The sequence below is a fragment of the Actinomycetes bacterium genome, from assembly GCA_024222295.1.
Classification (GTDB): domain Bacteria; phylum Actinomycetota; class Acidimicrobiia; order Acidimicrobiales; family Microtrichaceae; genus JAAEPF01.
In genome coordinates this window covers 40,630-64,747 of sequence record JAAEPF010000023.1, presented here as the reverse complement: position 1 = coordinate 64,747, position 24,118 = coordinate 40,630, and the positions used below count along the sequence as shown (strand labels likewise).

General features: G+C 67.7%; 27 protein-coding genes, 1 tRNA gene and 1 riboswitch. Of the genes, 13 read left to right on the top strand and 15 right to left on the bottom strand.

Annotated features, from left to right (window positions below):
* Window positions 1-112 precede the first annotated feature (112 nt).
* Window positions 113-232: riboswitch (cyclic di-GMP riboswitch) on the bottom strand.
* Window positions 233-438: 206 nt separating this feature from the next.
* The 3 genes from GY812_06150 to GY812_06140 form a co-directional block, all read right to left on the bottom strand.
* On the bottom strand, window positions 439-990 hold the full coding sequence (locus GY812_06150) for a VOC family protein (protein MCP4435071.1): 552 nt from the start codon (window positions 988-990) through the stop codon (window positions 439-441).
* Between the two features lie 115 nt (window positions 991-1,105).
* Window positions 1,106-1,759, bottom strand: a complete 654-nt coding sequence (locus tag GY812_06145) for a leucyl/phenylalanyl-tRNA--protein transferase (protein ID MCP4435070.1) — start codon at window positions 1,757-1,759, stop codon at window positions 1,106-1,108.
* Between the two features lie 95 nt (window positions 1,760-1,854).
* Window positions 1,855-2,709 (bottom strand): NAD(P)-binding domain-containing protein, encoded by an 855-nt coding sequence (locus GY812_06140; protein ID MCP4435069.1) that lies wholly within the window; start codon window positions 2,707-2,709, stop codon window positions 1,855-1,857.
* Between the two features lie 116 nt (window positions 2,710-2,825).
* Between GY812_06140 and GY812_06135 the strand changes: the two genes are divergently transcribed.
* A complete protein-coding gene (locus GY812_06135) occupies window positions 2,826-3,509 on the top strand; it encodes a type 1 glutamine amidotransferase-like domain-containing protein (GenBank protein MCP4435068.1) in 684 nt (227 codons plus the stop codon).
* A 6-nt stretch (window positions 3,510-3,515) separates the two neighbouring features.
* Here GY812_06135 and GY812_06130 read toward each other — a convergent pair whose 3' ends face one another.
* Window positions 3,516-4,196 carry a peptidylprolyl isomerase gene (locus GY812_06130; protein ID MCP4435067.1) on the bottom strand — a complete coding sequence of 227 codons (681 nt, stop codon included), beginning with the start codon at window positions 4,194-4,196 and terminating at the stop codon, window positions 3,516-3,518.
* A 160-nt stretch (window positions 4,197-4,356) separates the two neighbouring features.
* On the opposite strand from GY812_06130, the gene GY812_06125 reads away from it, so the two are divergent.
* Window positions 4,357-5,580: an aspartate kinase gene (locus GY812_06125; protein MCP4435066.1), complete on the top strand. Its 1,224-nt coding sequence runs from the start codon at window positions 4,357-4,359 to the stop codon at window positions 5,578-5,580.
* 64 nt (window positions 5,581-5,644) lie between these two features.
* Complete coding sequence (locus tag GY812_06120) at window positions 5,645-6,661, top strand: aspartate-semialdehyde dehydrogenase (protein MCP4435065.1); 1,017 nt, start codon at window positions 5,645-5,647, stop codon at window positions 6,659-6,661.
* A 22-nt stretch (window positions 6,662-6,683) separates the two neighbouring features.
* Here the strand turns inward: GY812_06120 and GY812_06115 are convergent, their stop codons facing one another.
* The 6 genes from GY812_06115 to GY812_06090 all read right to left on the bottom strand — a co-directional run bounded on the left by GY812_06115 (window position 6,684) and on the right by GY812_06090 (window position 10,276).
* Entirely contained in the window at window positions 6,684-6,938 is a 255-nt protein-coding gene (locus tag GY812_06115; protein ID MCP4435064.1) for a pyrophosphohydrolase, read from the bottom strand.
* A 63-nt stretch (window positions 6,939-7,001) separates the two neighbouring features.
* On the bottom strand, window positions 7,002-7,481 hold the full coding sequence (locus GY812_06110) for a hypothetical protein (GenBank protein ID MCP4435063.1): 480 nt from the start codon (window positions 7,479-7,481) through the stop codon (window positions 7,002-7,004).
* Window positions 7,482-7,605: 124 nt separating this feature from the next.
* Window positions 7,606-7,682: transfer RNA gene (locus tag GY812_06105), tRNA-Pro, on the bottom strand.
* 57 nt (window positions 7,683-7,739) lie between these two features.
* Window positions 7,740-8,132: a response regulator gene (locus GY812_06100; protein MCP4435062.1), complete on the bottom strand. Its 393-nt coding sequence runs from the start codon at window positions 8,130-8,132 to the stop codon at window positions 7,740-7,742.
* 48 nt (window positions 8,133-8,180) lie between these two features.
* The gene (locus GY812_06095) at window positions 8,181-9,311 is read right to left on the bottom strand and encodes an ArsA family ATPase (GenBank protein ID MCP4435061.1); all 1,131 of its coding nucleotides are present in this window, start codon (window positions 9,309-9,311) and stop codon (window positions 8,181-8,183) included.
* The gene (locus GY812_06090) at window positions 9,308-10,276 is read right to left on the bottom strand and encodes an ArsA family ATPase (protein MCP4435060.1); all 969 of its coding nucleotides are present in this window, start codon (window positions 10,274-10,276) and stop codon (window positions 9,308-9,310) included. Before GY812_06090 ends, GY812_06095 begins: the two co-directional genes overlap by 4 nt.
* Window positions 10,277-10,381: 105 nt before the next feature.
* On the opposite strand from GY812_06090, the gene GY812_06085 reads away from it, so the two are divergent.
* The 4 genes from GY812_06085 (at window position 10,382) to GY812_06070 (ending at window position 13,720) form a co-directional block, all read left to right on the top strand.
* The gene (locus tag GY812_06085; protein ID MCP4435059.1) at window positions 10,382-11,725 is read left to right on the top strand and encodes a hypothetical protein; all 1,344 of its coding nucleotides are present in this window, start codon (window positions 10,382-10,384) and stop codon (window positions 11,723-11,725) included.
* Between the two features lie 170 nt (window positions 11,726-11,895).
* On the top strand, window positions 11,896-12,129 hold the full coding sequence (locus GY812_06080; GenBank protein MCP4435058.1) for a WhiB family transcriptional regulator: 234 nt from the start codon (window positions 11,896-11,898) through the stop codon (window positions 12,127-12,129).
* 123 nt (window positions 12,130-12,252) lie between these two features.
* Complete coding sequence (locus tag GY812_06075) at window positions 12,253-12,876, top strand: FxsA family protein (protein MCP4435057.1); 624 nt, start codon at window positions 12,253-12,255, stop codon at window positions 12,874-12,876.
* A gap of 19 nt (window positions 12,877-12,895) precedes the next feature.
* Window positions 12,896-13,720 carry an NUDIX hydrolase gene (locus GY812_06070; protein MCP4435056.1) on the top strand — a complete coding sequence of 275 codons (825 nt, stop codon included), beginning with the start codon at window positions 12,896-12,898 and terminating at the stop codon, window positions 13,718-13,720.
* Here GY812_06070 and GY812_06065 read toward each other — a convergent pair.
* On the bottom strand, window positions 13,687-14,886 hold the full coding sequence (locus GY812_06065; GenBank protein MCP4435055.1) for an Mrp/NBP35 family ATP-binding protein: 1,200 nt from the start codon (window positions 14,884-14,886) through the stop codon (window positions 13,687-13,689). The genes GY812_06070 and GY812_06065 overlap by 34 nt on opposite strands.
* A gap of 56 nt (window positions 14,887-14,942) precedes the next feature.
* Here GY812_06065 and GY812_06060 point away from each other — a divergent pair, with 56 nt between their 5' ends.
* Window positions 14,943-15,650, top strand: a complete 708-nt coding sequence (locus GY812_06060) for a helix-turn-helix domain-containing protein (GenBank protein MCP4435054.1) — start codon at window positions 14,943-14,945, stop codon at window positions 15,648-15,650.
* A 184-nt stretch (window positions 15,651-15,834) separates the two neighbouring features.
* Entirely contained in the window at window positions 15,835-16,155 is a 321-nt protein-coding gene (gene erpA, locus GY812_06055) for an iron-sulfur cluster insertion protein ErpA (protein ID MCP4435053.1), read from the top strand.
* Between the two features lie 12 nt (window positions 16,156-16,167).
* On the opposite strand, the gene GY812_06050 is transcribed toward erpA, so the two are convergent.
* Window positions 16,168-17,088 (bottom strand): hypothetical protein, encoded by a 921-nt coding sequence (locus tag GY812_06050; protein MCP4435052.1) that lies wholly within the window; start codon window positions 17,086-17,088, stop codon window positions 16,168-16,170.
* Between the two features lie 96 nt (window positions 17,089-17,184).
* Between GY812_06050 and GY812_06045 the strand changes: the two genes are divergently transcribed.
* The 3 genes from GY812_06045 (at window position 17,185) to GY812_06035 (ending at window position 19,496) form a co-directional block, all read left to right on the top strand.
* A complete protein-coding gene (locus GY812_06045; GenBank protein ID MCP4435051.1) occupies window positions 17,185-18,858 on the top strand; it encodes a 2Fe-2S iron-sulfur cluster binding domain-containing protein in 1,674 nt (557 codons plus the stop codon).
* 36 nt (window positions 18,859-18,894) lie between these two features.
* Window positions 18,895-19,233 carry a RidA family protein gene (locus GY812_06040; protein MCP4435050.1) on the top strand — a complete coding sequence of 113 codons (339 nt, stop codon included), beginning with the start codon at window positions 18,895-18,897 and terminating at the stop codon, window positions 19,231-19,233.
* 107 nt (window positions 19,234-19,340) lie between these two features.
* Window positions 19,341-19,496, top strand: coding sequence for a hypothetical protein (locus GY812_06035; GenBank protein ID MCP4435049.1), 156 nt, complete (start codon window positions 19,341-19,343; stop codon window positions 19,494-19,496).
* Here the strand turns inward: GY812_06035 and GY812_06030 are convergent.
* From GY812_06030 to GY812_06020, 3 genes are read right to left on the bottom strand one after another with little or no spacing between them, the layout of a single operon-like run.
* The gene (locus GY812_06030; GenBank protein ID MCP4435048.1) at window positions 19,485-20,699 is read right to left on the bottom strand and encodes a potassium/proton antiporter; all 1,215 of its coding nucleotides are present in this window, start codon (window positions 20,697-20,699) and stop codon (window positions 19,485-19,487) included. The genes GY812_06035 and GY812_06030 overlap by 12 nt on opposite strands.
* A gap of 4 nt (window positions 20,700-20,703) precedes the next feature.
* Window positions 20,704-21,375: a response regulator transcription factor gene (locus GY812_06025; protein MCP4435047.1), complete on the bottom strand. Its 672-nt coding sequence runs from the start codon at window positions 21,373-21,375 to the stop codon at window positions 20,704-20,706.
* Between the two features lies 1 nt (window position 21,376).
* Window positions 21,377-22,702, bottom strand: a complete 1,326-nt coding sequence (locus GY812_06020; GenBank protein ID MCP4435046.1) for a glutamine synthetase — start codon at window positions 22,700-22,702, stop codon at window positions 21,377-21,379.
* A gap of 354 nt (window positions 22,703-23,056) precedes the next feature.
* Between GY812_06020 and GY812_06015 the strand changes: the two genes are divergently transcribed.
* On the top strand, window positions 23,057-24,076 hold the full coding sequence (locus GY812_06015) for a glutamine synthetase (protein ID MCP4435045.1): 1,020 nt from the start codon (window positions 23,057-23,059) through the stop codon (window positions 24,074-24,076).
* Window positions 24,077-24,118: the final 42 nt, after the last annotated feature.

Below are 24,118 nucleotides of genomic sequence, written 5' to 3'. Positions count from 1 at the left end.
GGTGGGCAGAATGCCGACGAGGGGACCCTCGGGGGTCCCCTCGTCGTAACTCTCCAGGTCACCGGGACGGATCCCGGTGGCAGCTGCGGCGGAAGGCTTCGCCCTGCCCGCCACCGCAGGGGGTCGGTTTCGCTACTTGCTCCCCAGTTGGCTATTGAGCGACCACACTTCGAGTTCCCGCATACTGAGCGGATTCAACCCGTGCCAACGGTTCGACGCATCCCCTGGTGCCTTGTGATTACTCGGAGCACTGAATAGGAAAATTCGCTCGAGGTCAATGGTCGGTCGCGGAAATTCGGCAAAAGTCCCGGTAGTCCCACCGTGCGTAGTTATCTCACTCCGTGTGGTGTTCGAAACCGTGCAATAACCTTGATTTCACAACAGATTGGCGCCGGCTCGCCGACCGAATGCGCCCCCTGGTCGCGCCAGCGGGAACTGTCAGCCTTGCCGGGCCGTCGCGGCGGCGTCGGACTCGTGGGCGATGAAAGCCTCGGGTAGGCCGTCCATATCGGGTTCGGCCGCCAGCAGCGCCTCTTCGGCGCGCTCTCGGTCCGACTCGTCGAGGTCCCGGGTGTCGAGGCACCATTCGACCAGCGTGCCGTTGGGATCGTTGGTGTAGACGGACCGACAGAATCCGTGGTCGATCTCCACGGCGTCGTGGCCCGTGGCCATCCAGCGCTTGATGGCCGACTCGAAGTGCGCCTCGTCGGTAGCGGTGAATGCCAGGTGATTGACCCAGTCGGGGAGCCCCACCGCAGCCGACATGGCCCCGTGTACCTCCGGGTAGTCGCCATGCAGTTCCCAGAACGCGATGAGGCCGCCTTCGGCGCCGAAGCCATCGTCGGTGTCGTAGAACGCGTGCTTGGCCCAGCCACCCTCCGGGGTCGGATTCACCACGATCTTCGCGAGCGTGAAACCCATCGCGGATGTGTAGAACTCGTGGGTGGATGCCAGGTCGTTGGTGGCGAGCGCCACGTGATGAAAGCTCATGGGCCAGTCCCCTCTCTGCGGCGACCAATGGGTGGTCGGTCACGCACAAGCCTGCCATGTCGACGGCCGAGGGTCTGATCCGACTGCCTGGTCGCGGTGCGCAGGGTCCGGGCCGCTACCAGCAGCCGGACCCGCCCGCCGCTTCCCGAAGTCGCTGCAGGTACTCCGAGCGAGGAATCTCCACCGCGCCGAGGCTCTCGAGGTGCGGGGTCAGCCACTGCACATCGAGAAGGGGCCGCCCACAACCGGCCAACAGGTTGACCAGGCTCCACAGGGCCACCTTCGACGCGTCGGTGGCGGTGTGGAACATCGACTCGCCGGCGAAGAAGTCGCCTATGGCCACCCCGTACACGCCACCGACCAGCTCGCCTTCTGACCACACCTCGACACTGTGGGCCCAACCGAGGTCGAACAGGCGCGTGTACGCATCCACGAACTGCGTGGTTATCCACCCGTGTGGCCTCGACGGGTCACCACAGGCCTGCATCACATCGGTGAACGCGGTGTCCACGGTTGTGTCCAGCCGCCTTGCCGAGCGACGAAGGGTCCGTGACACGTGCATCCCGTCGACCGGCAGAATCCCGCGCGGGTCGGGCGAGAACCACCCCAACTCGCCACGCCTGCCGAGTGGCATCGGGAACAGACCACGCGAGTAAGCCTCCACGAGGGTGGACGGCTCCAGATCACCTCCGAGCGCGACAGGGCCGTCCGGCTCGGCGTCCTCGGGAGACGGAAAGGACCAGCGGCTGGGCGGTAGCTGTGAACCCACGGGTGCCGAGCATGCCCCAGCGCGCAGGCGCTGTCAGGCGAAGGGCCTCAGTTGTTCGGGTCAGGGGCGCCGGAGCGTGGACCGTGCCGGCCGGCTCAGCGCGAGTAGTCGTGGAAGCCCGAACCGGTCTTGCGGCCCAGGCGACCCGCGGAGACCATGCGCCTCAGGGCCGGAACCGCGGAGTAGTTGGGGTCGCGGAACTCCTCGTAGAGCGCATCGAGGATGGACAGCGATGTGTCGAGGCCGACCAGGTCCAGCAGCGCCAGAGGTCCCATGGGGAAGTTGCAGCCGCCCTTCATGGCCTCGTCGATGTCCTCAGCCGTCGCGGTGCCGTTCTCGAGCATGCGTACGGCGTTGTTCAGGTACGGGAACAGGAGCGCGTTGACGATGAATCCCGCCCGGTCCTTGACGGTCACGGGGTTCTTGCCGCAGGCCTCCGCGAAGCGCACAGCCCTGGCTATCGTCTCCTCCGAGGCCGTGATCGGCTCCACGACCTCGACCAGCGACATGGCTGGAGCAGGGTTGAAGAAGTGCACGCCGCACACCTTGTCGGGGCGGTGCGTCGCCATGGCCATGTCAACCACGGGGAGCGTGGAGGTGTTGGTGGCAAGCACGGCGTCGGGCTTGCAGATGCTGTCGAGTTCCGCGAACAGCGGCAGCTTCACATCGAGGTCCTCCACGACCGACTCGATTACGAGGTCGCAGTCGACCAGGTCGCCGAGGTGGTCGGTTGCCGACACCCGATCGAGCACGGCGTCTGCGTCGACCTTGTCGAGCTTGCCGCGGTCGACCTGCTTGGTCAGCGACTTCTCCAGCCCGGCGCGCATCGCGTCAGCCGTTTCCTGCTTTCGGGACCGCAGGACTACGTCGATGCCGGCCTTCGCCGCCACCTCTGCGATGCCTGACCCCATGATCCCTGAACCGAGAATTCCCACACGTTCTATCGTCATGGTGCGTATGTTACCGACGGGTAGCCTCACGGATGCAAGGCGAACCGAACCAGGTTCAGCCGGGCCTGCTGCAGCCGCTGTCGTTGTCAATGGCCCCGAGAGGGCAGGATGGGGGCGTGAGCGGAACCCTTGCACTGATAGGCGGTGCCGAATTCGGCCCCGAGAACGGCCACCACCATCAGTTGTTCGACCCGGGCACGACGGTCGACCTGCTGCCCACGGCCATGGCCTACGAGGACCCGGATTCCATGATCGCCGCCGCTGGTGCACACCTGGGCGAGCTCGATGTGCAGATGCGTGTGTTGGCTGCCATGACGCGAGCCGATGCCTTCGATTCCGCGCTGGTGGAGACAGCCTCGTCGACCAAGGCCCTGTACGTCCCAGGCGGGTCGCCGATGCACCTGCGATCGGTGCTCAAGGAAACCCCTCTTCTCTCCGCGCTGGTTTCGGCCTGGGAGGGCGGAGCGACGGTGGCCGTCGCGGCGGAGAGTTGTTCGGTGCTGTGCAGCCACATGGTCGACAACCGCGGCGGCGCCTTCACGGTCGGGCTCGGTCTCATACCGTCCATGACCGTCATCTCCCGTTTCGACAAGTGGTCTGCCGACAAGCGCCAACGCACGATCAGCCTCGCCGCACCCGATCTGGTGGTGGCCGGCATCGATGAGGCCACGGCCCTGGTTCGGGCACCCGACGGCACGTGGGGTGTCACCGGCAGCGGCGGTGTTCATGTCTTCACTGGTGGGCGGGCTGCGGAGCTGTCTGCCCTGCCGAGAGCACTCAATCCCGATGCGGGGTTCTGAGCGGGCTCAGAGTGGCGCCTCGGTGATCTCCACCGTCTCCACAGTGACATCGCTCGTGGGCGGACCGTCTGTGGCGGGTTGGCCCAGCGCGGCGATTGTGTCCACGACCGACTGGCCCTCGGTCACTTGCCCGAACCAGCTGTAGAGCGGCTGCAAGCCACCGCCACCACCGGGCAGCACGACGAAGAACTGGCTGCCGTTGGTGTCGGGCCCGGCGTTGGCCATCGCGAGCGAGTAGTCGGTGTAGGCAGCAGACGACTCCGGGAGTTCGTCGTCGATCGCGTAGCCGAGGTCGTTGCTGCCGTACGGAGCGCCGTCGCCGTCACCACCCTGGATGACGAAGCCCGGCACGACACGGTGAATCGGTGTTCCGTCGTAGTAGTGGTAGCGCGACAGCACGACGAAGTTGTTGACCGTTTCCGGCGCCGCGACTGCGTCGAGCTCGGCGGTGAAATTCCCCTCGGAGGTGACGAACGTGGCCGTGTACGCCGTGGTCTGCGGGTCGATGCAGAACTCCGGCGGTCCGTCGAACACCTCTTGCCGCTCACCTGAGCCCTCCACCGGCGGGCAGGGTGTCTTCGAGGATGAAGACGGTGTCTCCGCCGGTGAGTTCGCCGCGTCGCCCGCATCCGCGGTGGAGTCCGAACTGTCACCGCACGCGGCGGTGAGCAGCACCGGGGCCGTCATGAAGGCAATGGCCACCCGGATGCGCAACGGTCGGCTGCGGAGAGGACTCGGCACCTTTGATCCCATGGCCGCGCAGGATACCGACCCAGCCAGGTGCCGGCAGAGTCGTGGCGACCGAACCGGTTCGGGTGTCCGGGCGACTCACTTGTAGCTTGGGACCGTGGCGCTGCTCGTCCAGAAGTTCGGTGGCACTTCAGTGTCGGATCCGGAGCGCATCCGCGAGGTTGCGCTCAACGTCGCGCGCTGCCGCGACCGCGGCGACAGGGTCGTGCTCGTCGTGTCGGCCATGGGCAAGGAGACCGACGAGCTGCTCCGTCTTGCCGGAGAGGTCTCCTCGGACCTTCCGGGCCGCGAGATGGACATGCTGATCACCGCCGGTGAACGCAAGTCCATCGCGCTCGTTTCGATGGCACTGCACGAGCTGGGTGTGCAGTCCGAGAGCTACACCGGTAGCCAGGCCGGCTTCGTCACCGACATCAACCACCGCAACGCCCGTATCGTGGACGTGCGCGCCGACCGTATCCTCGGTGCGGTGAATGCAGGGTGCGTGCCGGTGGTGGCGGGCGCGCAGGGCGTGTCGGTCAAGAACGACGTCACGTTCCTGGGTCGGGGTGGTTCGGACACGACGGCGGTGGCGCTGGCCAAGGCGATCGGTGCGGATGCCTGCGAGCTCTACACGGACGTGTCGGGAGTGTTCACCACCGACCCACGGGTCGTGCCAGAGGCGCGCCGCATGCACGCGATCTCCTTCGACGAGATGCTCGAGATGACCGCCGCGGGATGCCCGAAGCCCGCGATGCGTTCGGTCGAGTACGCCCACCGCCACAACGTCGCGCTGCATGTGCGATCTGCGTTCACCTGGGAGCCAGGAACCTGGGTAACAGAGGAGGATCCCGACATGGAAGACGCACTGATCCGAGCGGTCGTGTCCGACGACTCGGAGTCGAAGGTCACCGTTGCCGGCGTGCCGGACCGTCCCGGAATCGCCGGTTCCCTCTTCCGGCACCTCGCCGAGGCGCATGTCAACGTCGACATGATCGTGCAGAACGTGTCGGTGGGCGGCGTGACCGACATCTCGTTCACGGTGCCCCACGAGCAGATCGACCGGGCGCTGGAGATCTGTGGGGCCGAGAGCAGCGAGATGGGCGCGGCCGGTGTGACCAGCGACGACGACATCGCCAAGGTCTCGGTGGTGGGTGCGGGCATGAAGTCCAACCCCGGCGTCGCCGCCACGATGTTCGAGGAGATGGCCAACAACGGCGTCAACATCGAGATGATCTCCACATCGGCCATCCGTATCAGCTGCGTGGTTGCCCAGTCCGACGCGGATCGGGCCGTGCAGGTGCTGCACGCCGCGTACGAACTCGACCAGACCACCTTCTGACGGGAGCGGTACCAACCGGGAACTGGATGGGCCCGGCGTCAGGAGCACCGGTACCCTCGGGGGCATGAACGTAGGAGTATTCGGTGCCACCGGCCAGGTCGGTGGCGTGATGCGCAAGCTGTTGTCAGAACGCGACTTCCCGGCCGACTCGGTGCGGTACTTCGCGTCGGCCCGTTCGGCTGGCACGACCTTGCCGTGGAACGGCACCGACGTGGAGGTGGAGGACTCGGCAGCCGCCGACTTCTCCGGACTGGACCTGGCCCTGTTCTCCGCGGGTGGCGGGTTCTCGCGCGAGTACGCGCCAAAGGTCGCGGCGGTGGGTGCGACGGTGATCGACAACTCCTCGGCCTGGCGCATGGACCCGGAGGTGCCGCTGGTGGTGTCCGAGGTCAACCCCGAGGCCCTCGAATCGATCCCCAAGGGCATCGTCGCCAACCCCAACTGCACGACCATGGCCGCCATGCCCGTGCTCAAGCCGCTGGCCCTGCAGTCTCCGCTCATCGCACTGCGGGTGGCCACCTACCAAGCGGTTTCGGGAGCAGGCCTATCCGGGGTCGAGGAGCTGGCCGGCCAGGTCGAGGCGGTGGGCGACAAGGCCGCCGAGTTCACCCACGATGGCACCGCGCTCGGGTTTCCACCCACCGACTCCTTCGCGAAGCCGATCGCGTTCAATGTGCTGCCTCTGGCAGGCAACCTGGTCGACGACGGCACCCTCGAAACCGATGAGGAGCAGAAGCTGCGCAACGAGAGCCGCAAGATCCTCGACCTGCCCGACCTGCGCGTGGCGGGTACCTGTGTGCGCGTGCCCGTGTTCACGGGGCACTCGCTGGCAATCCACGCCGAGTTCGCCAGTGAGCTGTCGGTGCAGCGCGCCACCGAGGTCCTCGCAGCCGCACCCGGCGTTCAGCTGTCCGACGTGCCGACGCCGCTCGAGGCGGCCGGGGCCGACCCCTCCTACGTCGGGCGCATTCGCGAGGACCAGTCGGTCGAGCACGGCCTCGTGTTGTTCGTCACCAACGACAACCTGCGCAAGGGCGCAGCGCTCAACGCGATCCAGATCGCCGAGCTGCTGGCCCGCTGAGCCGGCGCGGGGTGGCGGTGGGTCAGCTCGGCGGGTCGTCCACGTAGCGCTGCGCGGCGTCGGTCAGTGACAGGTCGAGCTGGTTGGCCAGCGAAGCGAGCCAGGCGAACACGTCACCGACCTCGTGGAGCTGCTGGTCAGGGGTGCCCTTGCGCACGGCCTGGGCCAGCTCGCCCATCTCCTCGCACAGCCATGCGACGGTGGCGGGTATGCCGCGTTCGCGGTCGCCCTCTCCGTAGAGGGTTTCCATCAGTTCCTGGAACTCGGTGATGTCCACGCGCCGCACCGTAGCGGTGCCCGGACGCGCGAGGAGCCCCGGCGCGGTTGGCGCGCCCGGAAGTCAGGTCGCCATGAAGACGTGCACCGTGAACAGGGTGCGGTAGCCATTGCACTCACCCCATACGGCTGCGGTACCCATCTCGGTGAACGCCGGGTCGAGCACATTGGCCCTGTGTCCCGGCGAGTTCATGTAGGCGTTGTGGATCTGGGAGATGTTGCCGCCCATGCCGACGTTCTCTCCCAGCTTCCTCCATTGTGGCGGAGCCCCGTCGGCGAGGCGGGAGTGCCAGATCCGGCACTGGTTGCGCATCTGCTGGGCCCAGTTGTCGGCCTTGATGTCCAGCACGATGTTCTCGGCCACCGGGGGGAGTCCAGCGGCGGCCCGTGAGGCGTTGACCTCGTTTCGAACGGCGTCCAGCTCGGCCTTGGTGGACTCGCAGGCCCCCAGGAAGGCTGCTGCAACCGCGAATGCGACCAGCGCGAGCAGCCGGCTCTTTCGCCAGTGGCCTACTCGGCCCCGCAGTGTGTCTGCCCTTGTCACGTACCTAGCATCGGACGGTCCCGTGACGTCCTTGACTTTCGCGACGGATTTCACTCGATAGTCCGCGAACCCGGTCGAGAACAGCGCACGCGGCGCCCGGATGGACCGGGCACCGCGTGCCAGATGGTCGGGTGGGGGAGATTTGAACTCCCGGCCTCCTCGTCCCGAACGAGGCGCGCTGCCAAGCTGCGCCACCACCCGTTGGGGCCAACATCGTACCCACGCCACCGGGCGCAGGTGAAAGCCTGATTCCGTGTGTCAGCCTTCGGCGGGCGCCATGAGTGCGTCGGTGCTGCGCCTGACGGTGAGCGAATCGAGCGGCTTCACCACCCAGGCATCGGCACCGGAGCGGCGAGCGATGAACTCATCGTCTGCACGATCCAACAGCAACAGGATCGGCCGCGGCTCCAGGCGGCCTGCGCCTTCCTCGAGCCGCAGGTCCAGAGCTGTCGCCACGCCACCCATGTTGCCGATCTGGAGGTCACAGATGACCAGGTCGGGATCCAGCGCGGCAACGGCGTCACGCACGTCGGATCCGGCGCGCACTCTCGACAGCGAGGTGGCTTCGTCCACGAGTGCCGATTCCACCTCGGCGAAGGTGGCATCGTCGTCGGTGGCCAGCAGGATCGTGCGTTCGAATCGGTCACTCACACCGACGACGCTACCGCTGTGGTGACCCTGGCGGACAAAGCCGGGAGTTCAGTCCCCGTTGGCCTCCGCGGGATCATCGACGGCACCACCGAGCATGAATCCGCCGAGCACGTGCAGTCCGTCGAGGTCGTTCACCTCGAAGGGCTGCACCGGCACCCTCACCACCGGAGCCGGGCTCACCCTCTCGGTCAGTCCCACGAGGTGGTCTTCCTCGCCGCGGGCCAGTTGCCGGGCGTCTGCCAGGGCGGTGTACAGGTCACCAAGGTCTGTGCCGGCGAGTGTGTTGGCGCGCTCACGTGCGGCATCCGGACCCAGCGCGAGCCCCTCGTCGTCGGTGCCGAATGCGGGTTGCATGCGGTTGACCACGAGCCCGCGCACGTCGATGCCGTGCTCGGCGAGTTGCTCGGCGAAATAGCTGGCCTCCGCCACGGTGTCGGCCTTGGGTGAGGCCACGAGGATGAAAGCGGTCTCCGGCGCTGCGAGCAGGCGGTCAACAGCTGCGGCGCGTTCCTTGAAGCCCTGTTCCATTCCCTCGAACGCCCGGAAGAACGCGATCGCGTCCGCCACGACGTCGCCGCCCACCACTTTGGACATGCTCCGCACGACGGCCTGCGCGGCGACGTTGACCGCTCGCACTATCCCGCGGGTGGGTGTCATCAGCACCTTGTAGAGCCGGTGGTCGAGGAAGTGTGCGAGCCGCTGTGGGGCATCCAGGAAGTCGAGGGCGTTGCGGGTGGGGGGTGTGTCCACGACCACCAGGTCCCAGTCGCCCTCCTCTGCCAGCTCGTACAGCTTCTCGGAGGCCATGTACTCCTGTGTGCCCGACAGGGCCGACGAGATGTTCTGGTAGAAGCGGTTCTCGAGGATGCCCTCGGCCTGTTCGGCGGTGGCCGAATGGCGCCGCACGAGCCCATCGAAGGTGCTCTTGGTGTCGAGCATCAGGGCATGCATCTCACCGGGCATGTCGGCGTCGATGCGCGAAGGCGTGTTGGTGAGCCCTTCGAGGCCGAGGGCGTCTGCCAGCCGGCGCGCCGGGTCGATGGTGACCACCACCGACCGCCGACCCTGCCGGGCGGCTTCGAGCGCCAGAACGGCCGCTGTCGTGGTCTTTCCGACTCCGCCGGAGCCACAGCACACGACCACTCTCGACCCCTCGACGATGGAGGCCAGGTCGCTCATGCCCCACCGTCCTCGGGCAGCTCGACTATGCCGTCGAACAGGGCCTGGGCGAGCACCTCGAGTCCGTCGCGGTCGAGCTCGGAGGTGAACAGGTAGGGGAGTTGCAGCTGTGCGAGTGGGAGCTGTTCGGCCATGCGTTCCAGTTGGCGGTCCTGGATGGACCGGCGTCTCGTGCGGAACTCGGCCGCCGCGCACAGCAGCTCGGCTTCGCCGTCGACCAGGTGGGTGCCGGCGTCGGCCGCAGCCTCTTCGGGATCGGTACCCAGCCCTGCGAGCTCGGGGTACACACCGTTGACGACGACCGGGCCCAGTGCGACGCCGACGTCCTCTTCGAGGCTGTAGGCGGTCTCTATCAGTTCGTTGACCGGCGTCTCCTCGGGCAGCGTCACAAGCACCACCCGGCAGCGAGCGGGGTCGTTGAGCAACTCGAGCACGTCGTTGGCCTGGGTGTTGATGGGCCCGCTGCGCACCGCGTCGGCGAGGCCGCGAGCCGAGCGCAGGAAGGTGATCGCATGGCCGGCCGCCGGCGCATCGAGCAGGATCAGGTCGTGGCCGCCGTCGCGCTGCAGCTGCTTCACCTTGCCCAGCACGAGGATGTCGCGGATGCCGGGCACGGCGGTGGCGATGATGTCGAGCAGCCCGGTCGAAACCAGGCGGTTGGAGATCCGCTGGAAGCCCCGGCCGGCCAGGTAGTCAAGCAGCGCGTCGTCGGGGGTGAGCGTGCGCGCGTGCACCCCGGCGTGGGCTTCGGCGGCACGCACGAGTTCGAGCTCGGAGTAGGTCAGCCCACCCGTTTCGAACATGGAGGCCATGGCCTCCTTGCCCTCGACCTCGATCACGAGGGTGCGGAGTCCCGCCATCGAAGCGGCCACCGCGAGGGCTGCCGTCACCGTGGTTTTGCCCACACCGCCCTTCCCGGCGACGATTGTGACGCCGGATTCACCGAAGAATTCGGCTGGGTTCATCCCACTCCCCACGCCCGGCTGCGCCACCCCTCGGTGTCGCGACACAACGCGCGGGCGACTGGGCTGATCCCGCTGCCACCCGAACGGGCGGTGGCGCGTTCGTGAATGTCCAATCTGGAGGCCCTCACCGTGGGCAAGTCTGCCATCCGATCGATGAGGCGATGTGCCGTTGCCACGGCGTTGCTCGCTGGGCTGATCGTCGTGTTGTGGTCGCCCCCTGCGCTGGCGCAGGGCAGCTGCGCGGCGGATGGGTGCATCGACGTGGTGGCGGTCGACGGGCTGATCGACGAGATCGAGGCGAGCAACATCATCGACACGCTACGGGCTGCCGACGAGGCCGGGGATGTCGAGGCGGTGGTGCTGCAGATCGACAGCGAGGGGTCGGCCGTCTCCGACCAGCGCCTGGCCGAGGTCGCGGAGGCGATGGTTTCGGCCCGCGTGCCGGTGACTGTATGGGTGGGTCCCTCGGGTGCGGTGGCGCTGGGCGGGGCAGCGGAACTGGTGGCCGTGGCCGACTTCTCCTCGGTGGCGCCGGGAGCGAAGGTCGGTGAAGTGGGCCAACAGCGCCTTGCGGTGCAGGACTTCGGCGAGCTGTTCGCGGCGGAGTCCGCTGTGGTGCTGGACACCGCCCTGAGCGGTGAGGAAGCCGCTGAAGCGGGCGTCGTCGACCGTTTCTCACCCATCGTGCGTGAGCACATCGTGAACATCGACGGCGTGGAGAGCGAGGTGTCCGATGAGGAGGGCTCCGAGGGCCGGACTCCCGTGGCGTTGGTGCGGTTCTCCAAGCTGCCCCTGGGCACCCAGTTGATGCACACGGTCGCCAGCCCTTCGGTGGCGTACCTGCTGCTGGCTGCAGCGCTGGGGCTATTGCTGTTCGAGTTCTACACCGCGGGCATCGGAATCGCGGGCGTTGTGGGAGCGGGCTGCGTGGTGCTCGGCGGCTATGGCACTGCTGCGCTTCCACACAACATGTGGGCGCTCGTGCTGCTCGTGCTCTCGGCGGTCGCTTTCGCCGTCGACATCCAGAGCGGGGTGCCGCGCGCATGGACCGCGATCGGCATGGTGATGTTCACCGTCGGATCGGTGTTCCTGTTCACCGAGTTCAGACCTACCTGGATCGCGCTGGGTACCGGCATCATCGGTATCGCGATCACCATGTACTCGGGCATGCCGGCCATGGTCCGTACCCGATTCGGCACACCCACGATCGGACGTGACTGGATGGTCGGCGAGGAGGGAACGGCGGTCACCGACGTGGACCCCGACGGAACGGTGCGGATCTCGGGTGCACTGTGGCGGGCCCGTACCAACCGGGCGACGCCCATCGACGAGGGGGACGTTGTGCGGGTCGTCGAGATCGACGGCTTGCTGCTCGAGGTGGAGCCCGAGCAGGGCGGTGCCATGGACTACCGCGAGATGCGCGAGAAGCGGCAGTCGGACGACGACTGACGGCGCCCCCGTGACGGGACGTAGGCGTTCAGGTTCACGCCTGCGCTCGCGATAGCGAGCACGATGCTTGCAAATTGCACCTTGTTGGCCGGCGAAGGCCATGGCTATGGTGCGAAATGTTGACGCTCTGACAATGGGGGGCCCAGTTGAGCGCACAGCCGACATTGGACATGTGGCAGGTGAAGGCCGCTTGTCGCGGACCTCAGGCGGAAGTGTTCTTTCCGCCACCCCAGTTCGAGCGCAAGGCCGACCGCCTGGAGCGTGAGCGCCGGGCGAAGCGGATCTGCGTGACCTGTGATGTGCGCGAAGAGTGCCTCGAGTACTCGCTTCACATCAAGGAGCCCCACGGAATCTGGGGCGGCCTCAACGAGGCCGAGCGGCGCGGCATGCTCGAAACCGACTGACGGCAGCCGCTCTCACCCACCGCGCCGACCGCGGAACCGGGTATCGCCGGCGAGACTGAGTGTCGCCACAACCGAGCGACGTTCTGCGATGACCGCCTTGCTTGTGGCTCCTACGCTGGAAGCGTGGCCCTCATACTCATCCTGTTGTTCGTGGTGTTGCCCCTCGTGGAGCTGGCCGTCGTGGTGGCAGCCGCCGACGCCTTCGGGCTGGGCACCACTCTTGTTGCGCTGCTGGCGTTCTCGGTGGCCGGCGCCTGGCTGATGAGGCGCCAGGGTCTGGCGGTGTGGCGGCGGGCCAACGACGAGCTCGTGGCAGGTAGGCCGCCCACGCGCGAGCTGATCGACGGGGCCATGATCATCGGCGGGGGAGCGCTCCTGCTCACCCCCGGTTTCGTCACCGACTTCGTCGGTTTGATGCTCATGCTCCCGCCGGTGCGGAAGCTCCTGGCACCGTTGGCGCTGAGGGCGATGGCTCGCCGCGCAGCGACCGCGGTCTCGAGCACGCGCGCGGGCTCGGCCTACGCAGGTGGCACCGACTTCCCGGGTGGCCCTGGCTTCCCGGGTGGCCCTGACTTCCCGGCCGGCAACGGGTTCTCGGGCATGCGCACAGTCATCATCGACACCGATCTGTTCGAAGATGAGTCCGGTGCCCGCACTTCCGGGAGCCAACCGGGCAGTGCAAAGGTCATCCGTGTCGAACCGCTGTCCCCCGAAGACACAGCCGGGGAACTCGATTCCGGCGACTGATCCTCACGAGCCGCCGCCGATGACTGACGATCCGGCACCGGAAGCAGTCGTCGCCGCGCAGGACGCTGCCACGGTCGCGGTGCTCCGCGATGGCAGGCGCGGTCTCGAGGCTCTGCTGCTGAGACGCCATGACGGAGCGGGATTCGTACCCGGCGCCCATGTGTTCCCCGGCGGTGCGGTCGACCCCGCTGACAGGCGTGCCGTTCACAGCGTGGCCGGGCTCGATGACCGAACTGCCTCACGGCTCACCGGAGTCGACGACGGCGGGCTCGCGTTCTGGGTCGCGGCCGTGCGCGAGTGCCTCGAGGAGTCGGGAGTGGCGCCGGCCACGAGCCTCGCGGCGCAGCAGCGACCAGCGGACCTGAGCGCCTGGCGCAAGGAAGTGCACGGGGGAACCCTGGGCATGGACCAGTTGCTGGAGTCCGCCGGTGCCACCATCGACGCATCAGGTATCCGGTCCTTCGCCAGATGGGTGACGCCGGTGTGGTCACCGCGCCGGTTCGACACGAGGTTCTTCGTGACGGCCCTGCCCGAGGGGGCGGTTGTGGAGCACGATGGCGCCGAGATCGTTTCACACGTGTGGATCAGGCCCGCTGAGGCACTCGATCGCATGGCAGCCGGCGAGATGACCATGATCATGCCCACGGTCCGCACGCTCGCCGTGCTGGCCGACCATCGCGACGCGTCCACGGCGGTCGCAGGACTCGAGTTCGGAGACCCCGCGGAGCCACTGCTGCCCGACATGTCGGAATCGCCTGACGGGCGGCGACTGGCGGTGCTGGACTCGGACCCCGAACGAAACGGCGGCGTCTACGACGGCGAAACCGGGATGCCGCTGTCCTGATTGTTCGCGTCGGCGGCGTCAAGCGAGGCCTGCACGGACTCGAGCATCCTGGCCGTGCAGCCAGTGAGGTCGGTGGGAGGGCAGATCTCGAGAACTGTCTGTGCCAGGTCACCGAACGCCGCCGCGGCCGGCGTGTCACCCAGTGCCGCCGGCCGGCCCGCGTCACCGCCGGAGGAGACCTCGGGCTCAATGGGGAGCCGGCCGATCAGCGGCACTCCGGCATCCACTGCGAGTTGCTCGGCACCGCCGCTACCGAAGATATGGTGCTCCCGTCCGTCGTCGTCGACGTAGACGGACATGTTCTCCACGACGCCTGCCATGTGGAGGTGGTTCTTGCGTCCCATGTCCACCACCCGCACTGCCACCTTCTGGGCGTTGATCGAAGGAGTCGTGACCACCAGCATCTCTGCGCGCGGGAGCATCTTGGCGAGCCCCATCTGCACGTCTCCGGTGCCGGGGGGCATGTCCACGAGCAGGTAGTCGATCCCGTCCCAGGCGACGTCTTCGAGGAAGTGGCGCACCGCGCGGTTGAGGATGAGGCCACGCCACATGAGGGCGGATCCCTCCTGCTCCACGAGCAGGCCCATCGACACCACGTCGATGTGCCCCTTGCCCACGTCGATCCGCTGCGGGGTGATCCGGCCGTCGTCGTCGGCGGAGAGCTGCTCGTCGACACCCAGCATCCGGGGCACCGAGAAGCCCCAGATGTCGGCGTCGAGCACGCCCACGGCGTAGCCCTGGGCGGCCAGTGCCGCGGCGAGGTTGACGGTCACCGAAGACTTGCCCACGCCCCCCTTGCCGGAGGCGACCAGCAGCACCTTGGCCGTGGAGGGAACGGCAGTGGTCTCAGGTCGCTCGGCCATTGCCCGGCGGGCGCGGTCCATGGTTTCGGCCTTCTGGGCGGCGTCGAGCTCACCCCACTGGATGCCGACCGTGTCGACCCCGTCCATGGCGCCGACGCGGCCCTTGACCTCGCGCTGGATCTCGGCGCGCAACGGGCACCCGCTGGTGGTGAGAAGGATTCGGACCGACACGTTGCCCTCGGGGTCGACCGTCGCTTCGCGGGCCATTCCGAGAGTGACGATGTCGGAGCCCAGCTCCGGGTCGATCACCGCCCGCAGGGTGTCCATGATCTGTTGCGGGGTTGGTGGGGGGCCGGATGGCATGGACCTCATTCTAACGGCCAACACCGGCTAAATTACTTCGGCGCTATGCTTGGGGCGTGACCCAGCGACGGCAGGAACCACCCGGGGAGTCGGGTTCGACGCGCCTCGACGTGCTCAAGACGCTCGGCGACAACACGCGCTACGCGATCTACCTGGAGCTCGCACGGTCACCCCGGCCGCTGTCGACCTCCGACGTGGCGGACTCGCTGGACCTGCACCTCAATACGGTGCGGCCACACCTCGAGCGGATGCGCGAGGTCGGCCTGCTCGAATCTCGCCCCGACACGAGCGGGGCCGTCGGCCGCCCCCAGAAGCTCTATGGGCTTGCCAGCGATGCGCCCAGCCTGGGTCTTGAGCCGCCCGTGTACCCCATGCTTGCCTCGATGCTGCTGCAGGTCGCAGTCGACGCCGGACCGGACACCGAGTCCGTGCTCGAAGCCGGTAGGCGCGCCGGCGCGCGCATGGCCCACGCACCCCGCACGCTCGGCACCTGTGCCGACATGACCGTGCAGATGCTCGAGGAGTTGGGATTCGATCCGGCGACTGTCACCGAAGCCGGCTGTACGACAGTGGCATTCGGGCACTGTCCCTTCGCCGACCTTGCAGAAGACCAACCCCAGGTCGTCTGCTCGCTGCACCGCGGGATGCTGGAGGGCTTCGTGGACGAAGTGTCGGGTGCATCGCCCGACAGTGGTGCCGTCGTCACCGAGTTCTACGACATCGGCGCCCGCACGCCGTGCCTCGCCGAGTTGGCCGCAACCTGAGGCCTCTCCGTCCCGTTGATGCGGGCACGTGCCGCGCTGTGATCGTGCGAGCGCGTGCCGCGCTGTGATTGCGCGCGTGTGCCGCGCTGTGTTCTGACGGCCCAGGCCGTTACAATTGGCAGACACGCCGGTCCGACCGGTGCAGTGCAGGCAGAGCCCACCGGGCCGTTCCGAGAGGTACCACATGATCACGATGACCGAATCAGCGGCCACCAAGGTGGGCCAGCTCATCGAGGCCGAGGGCGACGAGAGCCTGGCACTGCGCGTGGCGGTTCGCCCGGGCGGATGCTCCGGGTTCTCATACGACATGTTCCTCGACACCTCGGTCGAGGCCGACGACGAGACCGGCGACTTCGGAGGTGTGAAGGTCGTGGTCGATCCGTCCAGCGCACAGCTGCTCGAGGGGGCGACGCTTGACTACAACGACGGCCTCGACCAGTCGGGGTTCTCGATCACCAACCCCAACGCACAACGCACCTGCGGGTGCGGGCAGTCCTTCAGCTGACCGGCGCGCCTCTCAGGCGATCAGTTCGGCCATCTCACTGCGGTCCACGATCGCATCCGCGCGTGCGGTGATGGTGTTCTGTTCGTCGGTCACGTACAGCACTGGCTCGATGGCCAGGCTGTAGGCCTCGGGTACCGGAGCGAGCGGCGCATTCTGCAGGTCGGCCTCGTTCACCTTCGGCTTCTGGTACACCTCGGAGTGGATCACCACCAGGTCCTCGCGATCGGAGGCCAGGTCGATCAGGTTGCCGAGCGTGGGCCCACAGAACGCGGTCTGGCAGTAGGCCGGGGTGGCAACCAGCAAGACGATTCGTTGACCCGACGTGGTCACATCCTGCAGGTTGACCCCGTGAAACGAACACTCGGGCACCAGCGTGCAGATCGGATCCACCAGGCCCGGGTTGTCGACTGTGGGAGTGAGAGCGGGTGGGAGCTGCTGGCCGACCACCGGTGCCGCGACCTCGTCTGGCTCGAACACCTCGACCCGGCTCTCGAGTGGCTGGCCCTCGTAGGTGCCGACGATGTCGTACACGCCGGCCTCGGGGAACTCGATCTCGAGCGGGAGGTAGGCGCGGGGGATACCTTCCGAACGAGGCGCCACGGTCGCACTTGCGACCTCGGTCCCGCCCATCGAGATGGTGAAGCCGACGTCTCCGGTCAGCTCCGAGAAGGGCACGCCCTCCTCGTCGGATATGAGGTAGGGCAGGCGCGTCGGAATTCCGACCGGCACGTGTGGCACCGATCGCGGGAACGCGGCCAACAGGGCCCGGCCGGGCTCGGCGGCAGCGGGGATCGTGACTTCGCCCGAGGAACTGCATGCGGCCAGTCCGGCAGTCGCAGCCAGTCCGGTGGCTCCGACCAGGAGGTCGCGCCGCGACGGGCGGATGAGCCGGTCCGGGTGCGAATGCCGGCCGGTTGAGGCGCTGGTGGTCACGACACCGAAGGTACCGGGCCACGAACCCTTCGGCCGACTCGGGGCCCGCCCCGCTGACAGTGCCCACAGCCCCTGAAGGTGGCACACTCTGCGCCGATGTCCGTCACCTTCACCCTCAACGGCGAGGAGTTCACGGCTGCCGATGAACCGCAGCGCCGCTCGTTGCTGGATGTGCTGCGAGGTGAGGCACGAATCACGTCAGCGAAGGACGGTTGTGCTCCGCAGGGCCAATGCGGCTGCTGCACCGTCCTGGTGGACGGCAAGGCCCGCGTGGCGTGCGTGACTCCGGTGCGCAGGGTGGCGGGACGCGAGGTCACCACACTCGAGGGGCTCGAGGACGCGGTCACCCGACAGTGGGCGGACGCGCTGTTGGAGTGCGGTGGCTCACAGTGCGGGTTCTGCACTCCGGGGATTGTGATGCGACTCGAGGACTGCCGCCGCAAGGCCGAGGCTGCGGAGAACGCCGGGGCCGCCGGTAGCGCAGACGCCGACTCGGCACAGGAGGCCCGGCTGCAGCGGGCGCTGGCCGCACACCTGTGTCGCTGCACGGGCTGGCAGGGAATCACCGAGGCGGCCGTCGAGGTGCTCAACGCCGGGTCACCCACGGGCGCCGGCTCCGAGGGCCGCGATGACCAGCCTCGTGCTGCTCGGAACGGGGCCGGCAACATCGATGCCGTCGCTCGGCGCGCCGCTCTCGAAGGGGGCCGCCCCCAGCGAATCAACGGCGAAGCCGTCCTCGGACGCGGTGGCTTCGCAGCCGACACTGCGCCACGGGATGCCCTGATCGCGGTACCCGGACCCGATGGCGACTGGGTCGTGGGGCAGACAATGGCCGAGGTCCGCGAAGCCGCGGCGAAGGTTCAGGGCAGGCGCACCACGCTCGAAGCAGCCCCTCCCATTGCCGCACCGCAGGGCCGGTGGGACTCGGTCCTGCGCACCTCCTGGGTGGAGCCTGCCTACCTGGAAACCGATGCTTCCTGGTGCGAACCGGGTGGTGAGCCCGCAGATCCCTTGGCCAACGGCGGTGCCTTCGGTGCGAAGTCGGACAGTCCGCTCCCTGCGGTCGCCCGCCGCCTCGCCGACGAGCACGGTCGTGCCGTGCTGGCGTTGTGGTCACGCGAGGACTCGGTGCGTCACGGACCCAAGCGCCCACCGGTGGCGATGGCGATGAATGGCGACGGCCGCGGAATCGTCCGTGTGGCCCGAACGGATTCGATCGCGGACGCGATCCTGGTCGCCGCTCCGGGCCTGGAAGTCGAACAGGTCGACGTGGTTGGTCCGCCCACCAGCGCAGCGCTCAGGGCAGCCGGGTGGGCCGAGGCCTTCTGCGCATCGGTGGCAGCCGGCGCCGAGTCCCCGCTTGGCGGAATCGAATCCGAAGCGGTCGTCGTCGGCATGCCGACCGGCGCGACCGCCCGGGTGGAGGTCGTACAGCGCGATGGTGGGCGGATACTGGTGGCCGTGGATGCCGGCGACCCGCTCGACGAGGCAGTGCTGCGGTCATATGTGATCGGCGCCGTGCACATGGCCGCGGGTTGGGTGTGCTCCGAAGGCCTGGCGGTCGACGATGCAGGCGATGTCTGTGACCTCACGATCCGGTCTTTCGGTGTGCTGGGCGCCGCGGCGATGCCTCCGGTCGAAGTGGTGGCCACCGGTTCGGGCGGAGAGCCCGTGGGAGTCGGCGATGCCGTGTTCGCCGCAACCGCAGCGGCACTGTGGCGGCACCACGGATTCACCGCCGACTGGCCGCTGCGCGCAGCTGTACTCTGAGCCCGCCGCGACCAGTGCGGCACCGAGGAGGTCGACGTGGCGAGTCCCTACAGTCCGGTGTACGAGGCGGGGGAGTGGAGGTGCGTGTCGGGCCAGATCGGCATCACCGCTGACGGCCTGGCCGACTCATTCGGTGAGCAGACGGATGCGATGTTGGCCAACTTCGCCGCTCTTCTGCGCGAACACGGCCTCGAGCCCGCTCAGGTCGCCAAGACCACGGTGTTCCTTTCAGACATGGCCGACTATGCCGAGCTCAACGAGCGCTACGCGGCGTTCTTCGGTGACCACCGACCCGCCCGGTCCGCGGTGGCGGTGTCGGAGTTGCCTTTCGGGGCCCTGATCGAGATGGAGGCCTGGGTCCACGTGCCCGGGTGACCCCGTCGCCCGGCTGTCGGACTCCGCCAGCGCCGGGGCGGTCCCGTTGACGAACGCTGGGCGCCCATGTGTGGTGTCGGGGCCTTTGATCGGGCAGAATGGCCGCCATGGGTCCGCTACTCATCGTCATCGCACTCGTCATCGTCATCCCGGTCGCCGTGATCATCTCCGGTGGCGTGTTGTCGGTGATCCTTGGCCACTCGCTGCGCATGGAGGGCGAGTACCGCAACGAAGGCAGTGAACTGATCGACCTACAGGTCTGAGTCGCTCGACAGCACGTCTCGCTCACCCGACAGGCCGAGCTTGCCCGCTACGGGCCCGATCGTGAGTCCCTGCACCGTGGCCGATGCCAGCACCACGAAGAACACCGCGTTGAACACCGTGTCGCCCTCCGGGTAGCCCGCGGTCAGCGGGAACGTGGCCAGCACGATCGGAACTGCACCGCGCAGGCCTGCCCAGGCCACGAACACGTTCGACCGCACTCCGAGGCCGAACCACGGCAGGCAGAGCGCGATCGCCAGGGGGCGGGCGACCAGGATCAGGGCGGCGGCGATCACCACGCCGATGCCGAGCACGCCCGGCAGCTGCGAGGGGAACACCAGCAGTCCGAGCATCAGGAAAAGCCCGATCTGGGCCATGGCCGCCATCGCCTCGTGGAATCGGGCCACGACGCGACGCTTCGATGGGGCCGCGGTCGCAACCATCAGGCCCGCGAGGTAGACCGCCAGGAAGCCGGAGGCTCCCACCAGCGTGCCCAGCCCGTAGGCCAGCCCCGCTCCACCGAGTGCGAGCACAGGGGCGAGGACGTTGTCATCCGTGCTCAGCCGACGCAGCACCGCGGCGGCCAGCCAACCCACGGCTATGCCGATCACCACGCCCCCGACGAGCTGGCGCAACCCGAATGCGATCCAGTCAGCGGTGGTCGGGTCGCCTTCCCACGAGGCCAGGATTCCCACGGTCAGCAGCACTGCCATCGGATCGTTGGCGCCTGACTCGGTCTCCAGCATCAGGGCCAACCGTCGCGGCACCGGCGCCTTGCGCAGCACTGCGAACACGGCCGCCGCATCGGTCGAGGCGACCACCGCTCCGATCAGCAGTGCGGTGGTCGTCCCGACGTCGGCGAAGACCATCACGGCGCCGGCCACCACAGCGGCCGTCACCAGCACCCCCACGGTGGCCAACAGCAGCGCGGGCGCGGCAACCGGGCGGGCTTCGTCGAGCGACGTCGACAGGCCGCCCTCGAAGAGGATGACGATCAGGGCGACAACACCGAGGGTCTGCGCCAGTCCGGGGTCATCGAAACTGATCAGCCCCAGGCCGTCGTCGCCCACCACCATTCCGAGCACCAGGAAGAGCAGCAGACCGGGCGTGCGAAAGCGGTCGGCCGCTCCTGACAGCGCAGCCCCGATCACCAACAGCAGGGACCCGACGAGAACTGCGGCGTCGACCGCCAGGCCCGAGTCCATCAGGTCAGCTGCCCCAGCGCGACTCGCCGAACTTGTAGCCCACCGAGCGGACCGTCTGGATTAGCGCAGCGTGCTGCTCGCCCAACTTGGCGCGCAGGCGGCGTACATGCACGTCGACCGTGCGCGCACCCCCGTAGTACTCGTAGCCCCATACACGGCTCAACAGCACTTCGCGTGTGAAGACGCGCCCGGGATTGCCCGCGAGGAACTTCAACAGTTCGTACTCCATGTAGGTGAGGTCCAGTGGGCGACCGTCGATCGAAGCCTGGTAGGTCTCCAGGTTGAGCTCGAGTGACTCGTAGGTGATCACCTCGGGGGGCAGCTCGAAGCCGCCTTCGGAGGCGAGCAGGTGGCGCACACGCGCCTCGAGCTCGGCCGGGTGTGCGGGCACCACGCAGAAGTCGTCGAAGGCATCGTGGCGATCCTCGAGGTCTCCGAGCTGTGAGCCCCGCACAAGGAGCAGAACCGGCCCCACGGACAGGTCGCCGCGGCGCAGCTGTGCAGCCATGGCGTACGCCGTTGCCGGTTGTTCCTCACAGTTCACGATGGCTGCGGACCAGACTCCCTTCCTCGTGTCGGCATCGTCGGTCACGGTCTCCCAGTCGATGCCGGAGAGGTCGAGCACGCGGACGACGTCCGGCGGTGCAGGGTCGGGCCAGATGAGTACGGGCTGCATGTCACCAGGCCCGCAGGTAGCGGTCCAGCTCGAAGGTCGACACGTGCGTGCGGTAGGCGCTCCATTCGGCGCGCTTGTTGCGCAGGAACCACTCGAAGATGTGTTCGCCGAGAGCGGAGCGGACCAACTCGGAGCGCTCCATCTGGTCGAGCGCCTCGGCGAGGTTGGCGGGCAGCAGGCCCGGAGTGCCCGGCCGCTCGGCTTCCTGTGACAGCACGGCGGTGGATTCGGGCCCGAGCTCGTAGCCCTCGGCGATGCCCTTCAGACCGGCTGCGAGAAGCACCGAGAAGGCGAGGTAGGGATTGCAGGCCGGGTCGAGCGCCCGGTACTCCACGCGCGTGCCCTCCCTTTCCTTGCCGCGTTTGGGTACCGGAACGCGCACGAGCGCGCTGCGGTCGTTGTGGGCCCACGAGATGTTGACCGGCGCCTCGAACCCGGCGACCAGGCGCTTGTAGGAGTTCACCAGCTGGTTGGTGACGGCGGTGAGTTCGGGGGCGTGGGCGAGCACTCCGGCTATGAAGCTGCGGGCCACCTCGCTGAGGCCGTCCGGCACGTCGGGGTCATGGAACGCGTTGGCGTCGGCTGACCACAGTGACAGGTGGGTGTGCATCCCCGAGCCCTGGACGCCCTCCATCGGCTTGGGCATGAAGGTGGCGTGCACGCCGGAGGCCATTGCAACCTCGCGCACGATCATGCGCAGGGCCATCACATTGTCGGCCATGGCCAGGGCATCGCTGTAGCGCAGGTCGATCTCGTGCTGGGACGGAGCGTCCTCGTGAAAGGAGTACTCGACGGGAATTCCCGTCGCTTCGAGCCGCTGGATCGTGCGGCGGCGGATGTGACTGTTCTCGTCCACCACGGTCAGGTCGAAGTAGCTCGCCTGGTCGAGCGGACTGGGAGCCGCACCGGGCTCCGGCGCGGCTAGGTAGAAGAACTCGACTTCGGGAGCGCACATGAACTCGAAACCGGCGTCTGCGGCTGCGGCCAGGTTGCGGCGGAGCACCTGTCGCGGGTCTCCCTCAAAGGGTGTGCCGTCGAGGTTGGCGATGTCACAGAAGATCCTGGCGGTGATCTCGTCGTCGTCGGCGCCCATCAGCTGGAACGAGTTGGGGTCGGGCCGGGCCAGCACGTCGCTCTCCTGCACGCGGCTGAACCCGTCGATCGCGGAGCCGTCGAACTGCACTCCCTCCTCGAAGGCAGACTCGAGTTCCACAGGTGAGATCGCCACCGACTTGAGCTGGCCGACCACGTCGGTGAACCAGAGACGCACGAGGCGCACACGGCGTTCCTCGACCATGCGCAGCACGTAGTCCTGTCTTTGTTGCATCGGACTCTCCGGGGGGATCCAGGCTCGCCGGGGCGAGCGGGCCGCATCCATCTTGGCACCGTCCATCCAGGATCTCATCGCCGGCCCCGTGGTTGCCGGCCGCCCCCTGTTCGATGCTCGAGCAGGCGGCTTGCCCGACAGGACGCCCATGGCGGCGGCGAAAGCGGGAATCGCGCGGTGGATGGCAGTCGGTCAGTTCACACGCCGTTAACAATTGGGCAACGGGTCAGAAATTGCGGCGGACCAACCTCTGAGGGTCACGTCGTTGTGCACGCGAGTGCCTCGGCGTGGAAACCTCTCAAGATCGGGCCGGTCCTGCCACGGCAGGGCCACGAAGCAGAAAAGGTGAAGCCAGTGGCTTACAGGGCTGAATACATCTGGATCGACGGCACGGATCCCGTGCCGCTCATGCGTTCCAAGACCAGGATCTACGAAGACGGCAAGGAGCCCGGCATCTGGGGCTTCGACGGCTCGTCCACCAACCAGGCACCCGGTGAGAACTCGGACTGTGTGCTGCAGCCCGTGTTCCAGTGTCACGACCCGCTGCGCGGTGGCGACGACGTTTTGGTGCTCTGCGAGGTGCTGCTTCCCGGCACGATGGAGCCCCATCCCACCAACACCCGCGCTGCGTGCGCGGCCGTCGCCGAGAAGTACGCGGCGCACGACCCATGGTTCGGAATGGAGCAGGAGTACACGTTCTTTGAGGAAGGCCGCCCGCTTGGTTGGCCCGTCGAGGGGTACTACTACCCCGCTCCCCAAGGCCCGTACTACTGCGGTGTGGGTGCCGTGGAGATCGCCGGCCGCGACATCGTCGAGGCCCACACGACCGCTTGCATGAGCGCGGGGCTCGACATCTCCGGCACCAACGCCGAGGTGATGCTCGGCCAGTGGGAGTACCAGATCGGGCCGTCCGGCACCCTCGAGGTCGGCGACCAGATGTGGATGGCCCGCTACCTGCTGTACCGCATCGCCGAGGACTTCGGCGTCAACGCCTCGATCTCGGCCAAGCCGATCAAGGGCGACTGGAACGGTGCAGGCTGCCACACCAACTTCTCGACCAACCTCATGCGCGAGGACTACGACGCGATCATCGCCGCCTGTGAGGCCATGGGCTCCGAGGACGCACTCGAGCGCCACCTGGACGGCTACGGCCACGGCAACGAGGACCGGCTCACGGGCCAGCACGAGACCGCCCACTTCTCGGAGTTCCGCTACGGCGTGTCCGACCGTGGAGCCTCGATCCGGATCCCGTGGCAGGTCGCGCAGGACAAGAAGGGCTACATCGAAGACCGTCGCCCCAGCGCCAACTGCGACCCCTACGTCGTGTCGAAGCTCATCACCGAGACGATCTGCTCGGTCATCGACCCGGCCTGATCCAGACAGACCGAGATGCATCCGGTGGGGGCCTTCGGGCCC

What these genes read in the sequence shown, in the direction of transcription:
- GY812_06150 (MCP4435071.1), bottom strand. Translation starts at nt 990, where the DNA reads ATGAGCTTTCATCACGTGGCGCTCGCCACCAACGACCTGGCATCCACC.
- GY812_06140 (MCP4435069.1), bottom strand. Translation starts at nt 2,709, where the DNA reads ATGACGATAGAACGTGTGGGAATTCTCGGTTCAGGGATCATGGGGTCA.
- GY812_06130 (MCP4435067.1), bottom strand. Translation starts at nt 4,196, where the DNA reads ATGACGGCCCCGGTGCTGCTCACCGCCGCGTGCGGTGACAGTTCGGAC.
- GY812_06120 (MCP4435065.1), top strand. Translation starts at nt 5,645, where the DNA reads ATGAACGTAGGAGTATTCGGTGCCACCGGCCAGGTCGGTGGCGTGATG.
- GY812_06095 (MCP4435061.1), bottom strand. Translation starts at nt 9,311, where the DNA reads ATGAGCGACCTGGCCTCCATCGTCGAGGGGTCGAGAGTGGTCGTGTGC.
- GY812_06090 (MCP4435060.1), bottom strand. Translation starts at nt 10,276, where the DNA reads ATGAACCCAGCCGAATTCTTCGGTGAATCCGGCGTCACAATCGTCGCC.
- GY812_06085 (MCP4435059.1), top strand. Translation starts at nt 10,382, where the DNA reads ATGTCCAATCTGGAGGCCCTCACCGTGGGCAAGTCTGCCATCCGATCG.
- GY812_06080 (MCP4435058.1), top strand. Translation starts at nt 11,896, where the DNA reads ATGTGGCAGGTGAAGGCCGCTTGTCGCGGACCTCAGGCGGAAGTGTTC.
- GY812_06070 (MCP4435056.1), top strand. Translation starts at nt 12,896, where the DNA reads ATGACTGACGATCCGGCACCGGAAGCAGTCGTCGCCGCGCAGGACGCT.
- GY812_06065 (MCP4435055.1), bottom strand. Translation starts at nt 14,886, where the DNA reads ATGCCATCCGGCCCCCCACCAACCCCGCAACAGATCATGGACACCCTG.
- erpA (MCP4435053.1), top strand. Translation starts at nt 15,835, where the DNA reads ATGATCACGATGACCGAATCAGCGGCCACCAAGGTGGGCCAGCTCATC.
- GY812_06045 (MCP4435051.1), top strand. Translation starts at nt 17,185, where the DNA reads ATGTCCGTCACCTTCACCCTCAACGGCGAGGAGTTCACGGCTGCCGAT.
- GY812_06035 (MCP4435049.1), top strand. Translation starts at nt 19,341, where the DNA reads ATGGGTCCGCTACTCATCGTCATCGCACTCGTCATCGTCATCCCGGTC.
- GY812_06030 (MCP4435048.1), bottom strand. Translation starts at nt 20,699, where the DNA reads ATGGACTCGGGCCTGGCGGTCGACGCCGCAGTTCTCGTCGGGTCCCTG.
- GY812_06025 (MCP4435047.1), bottom strand. Translation starts at nt 21,375, where the DNA reads ATGCAGCCCGTACTCATCTGGCCCGACCCTGCACCGCCGGACGTCGTC.
- GY812_06020 (MCP4435046.1), bottom strand. Translation starts at nt 22,702, where the DNA reads ATGCAACAAAGACAGGACTACGTGCTGCGCATGGTCGAGGAACGCCGT.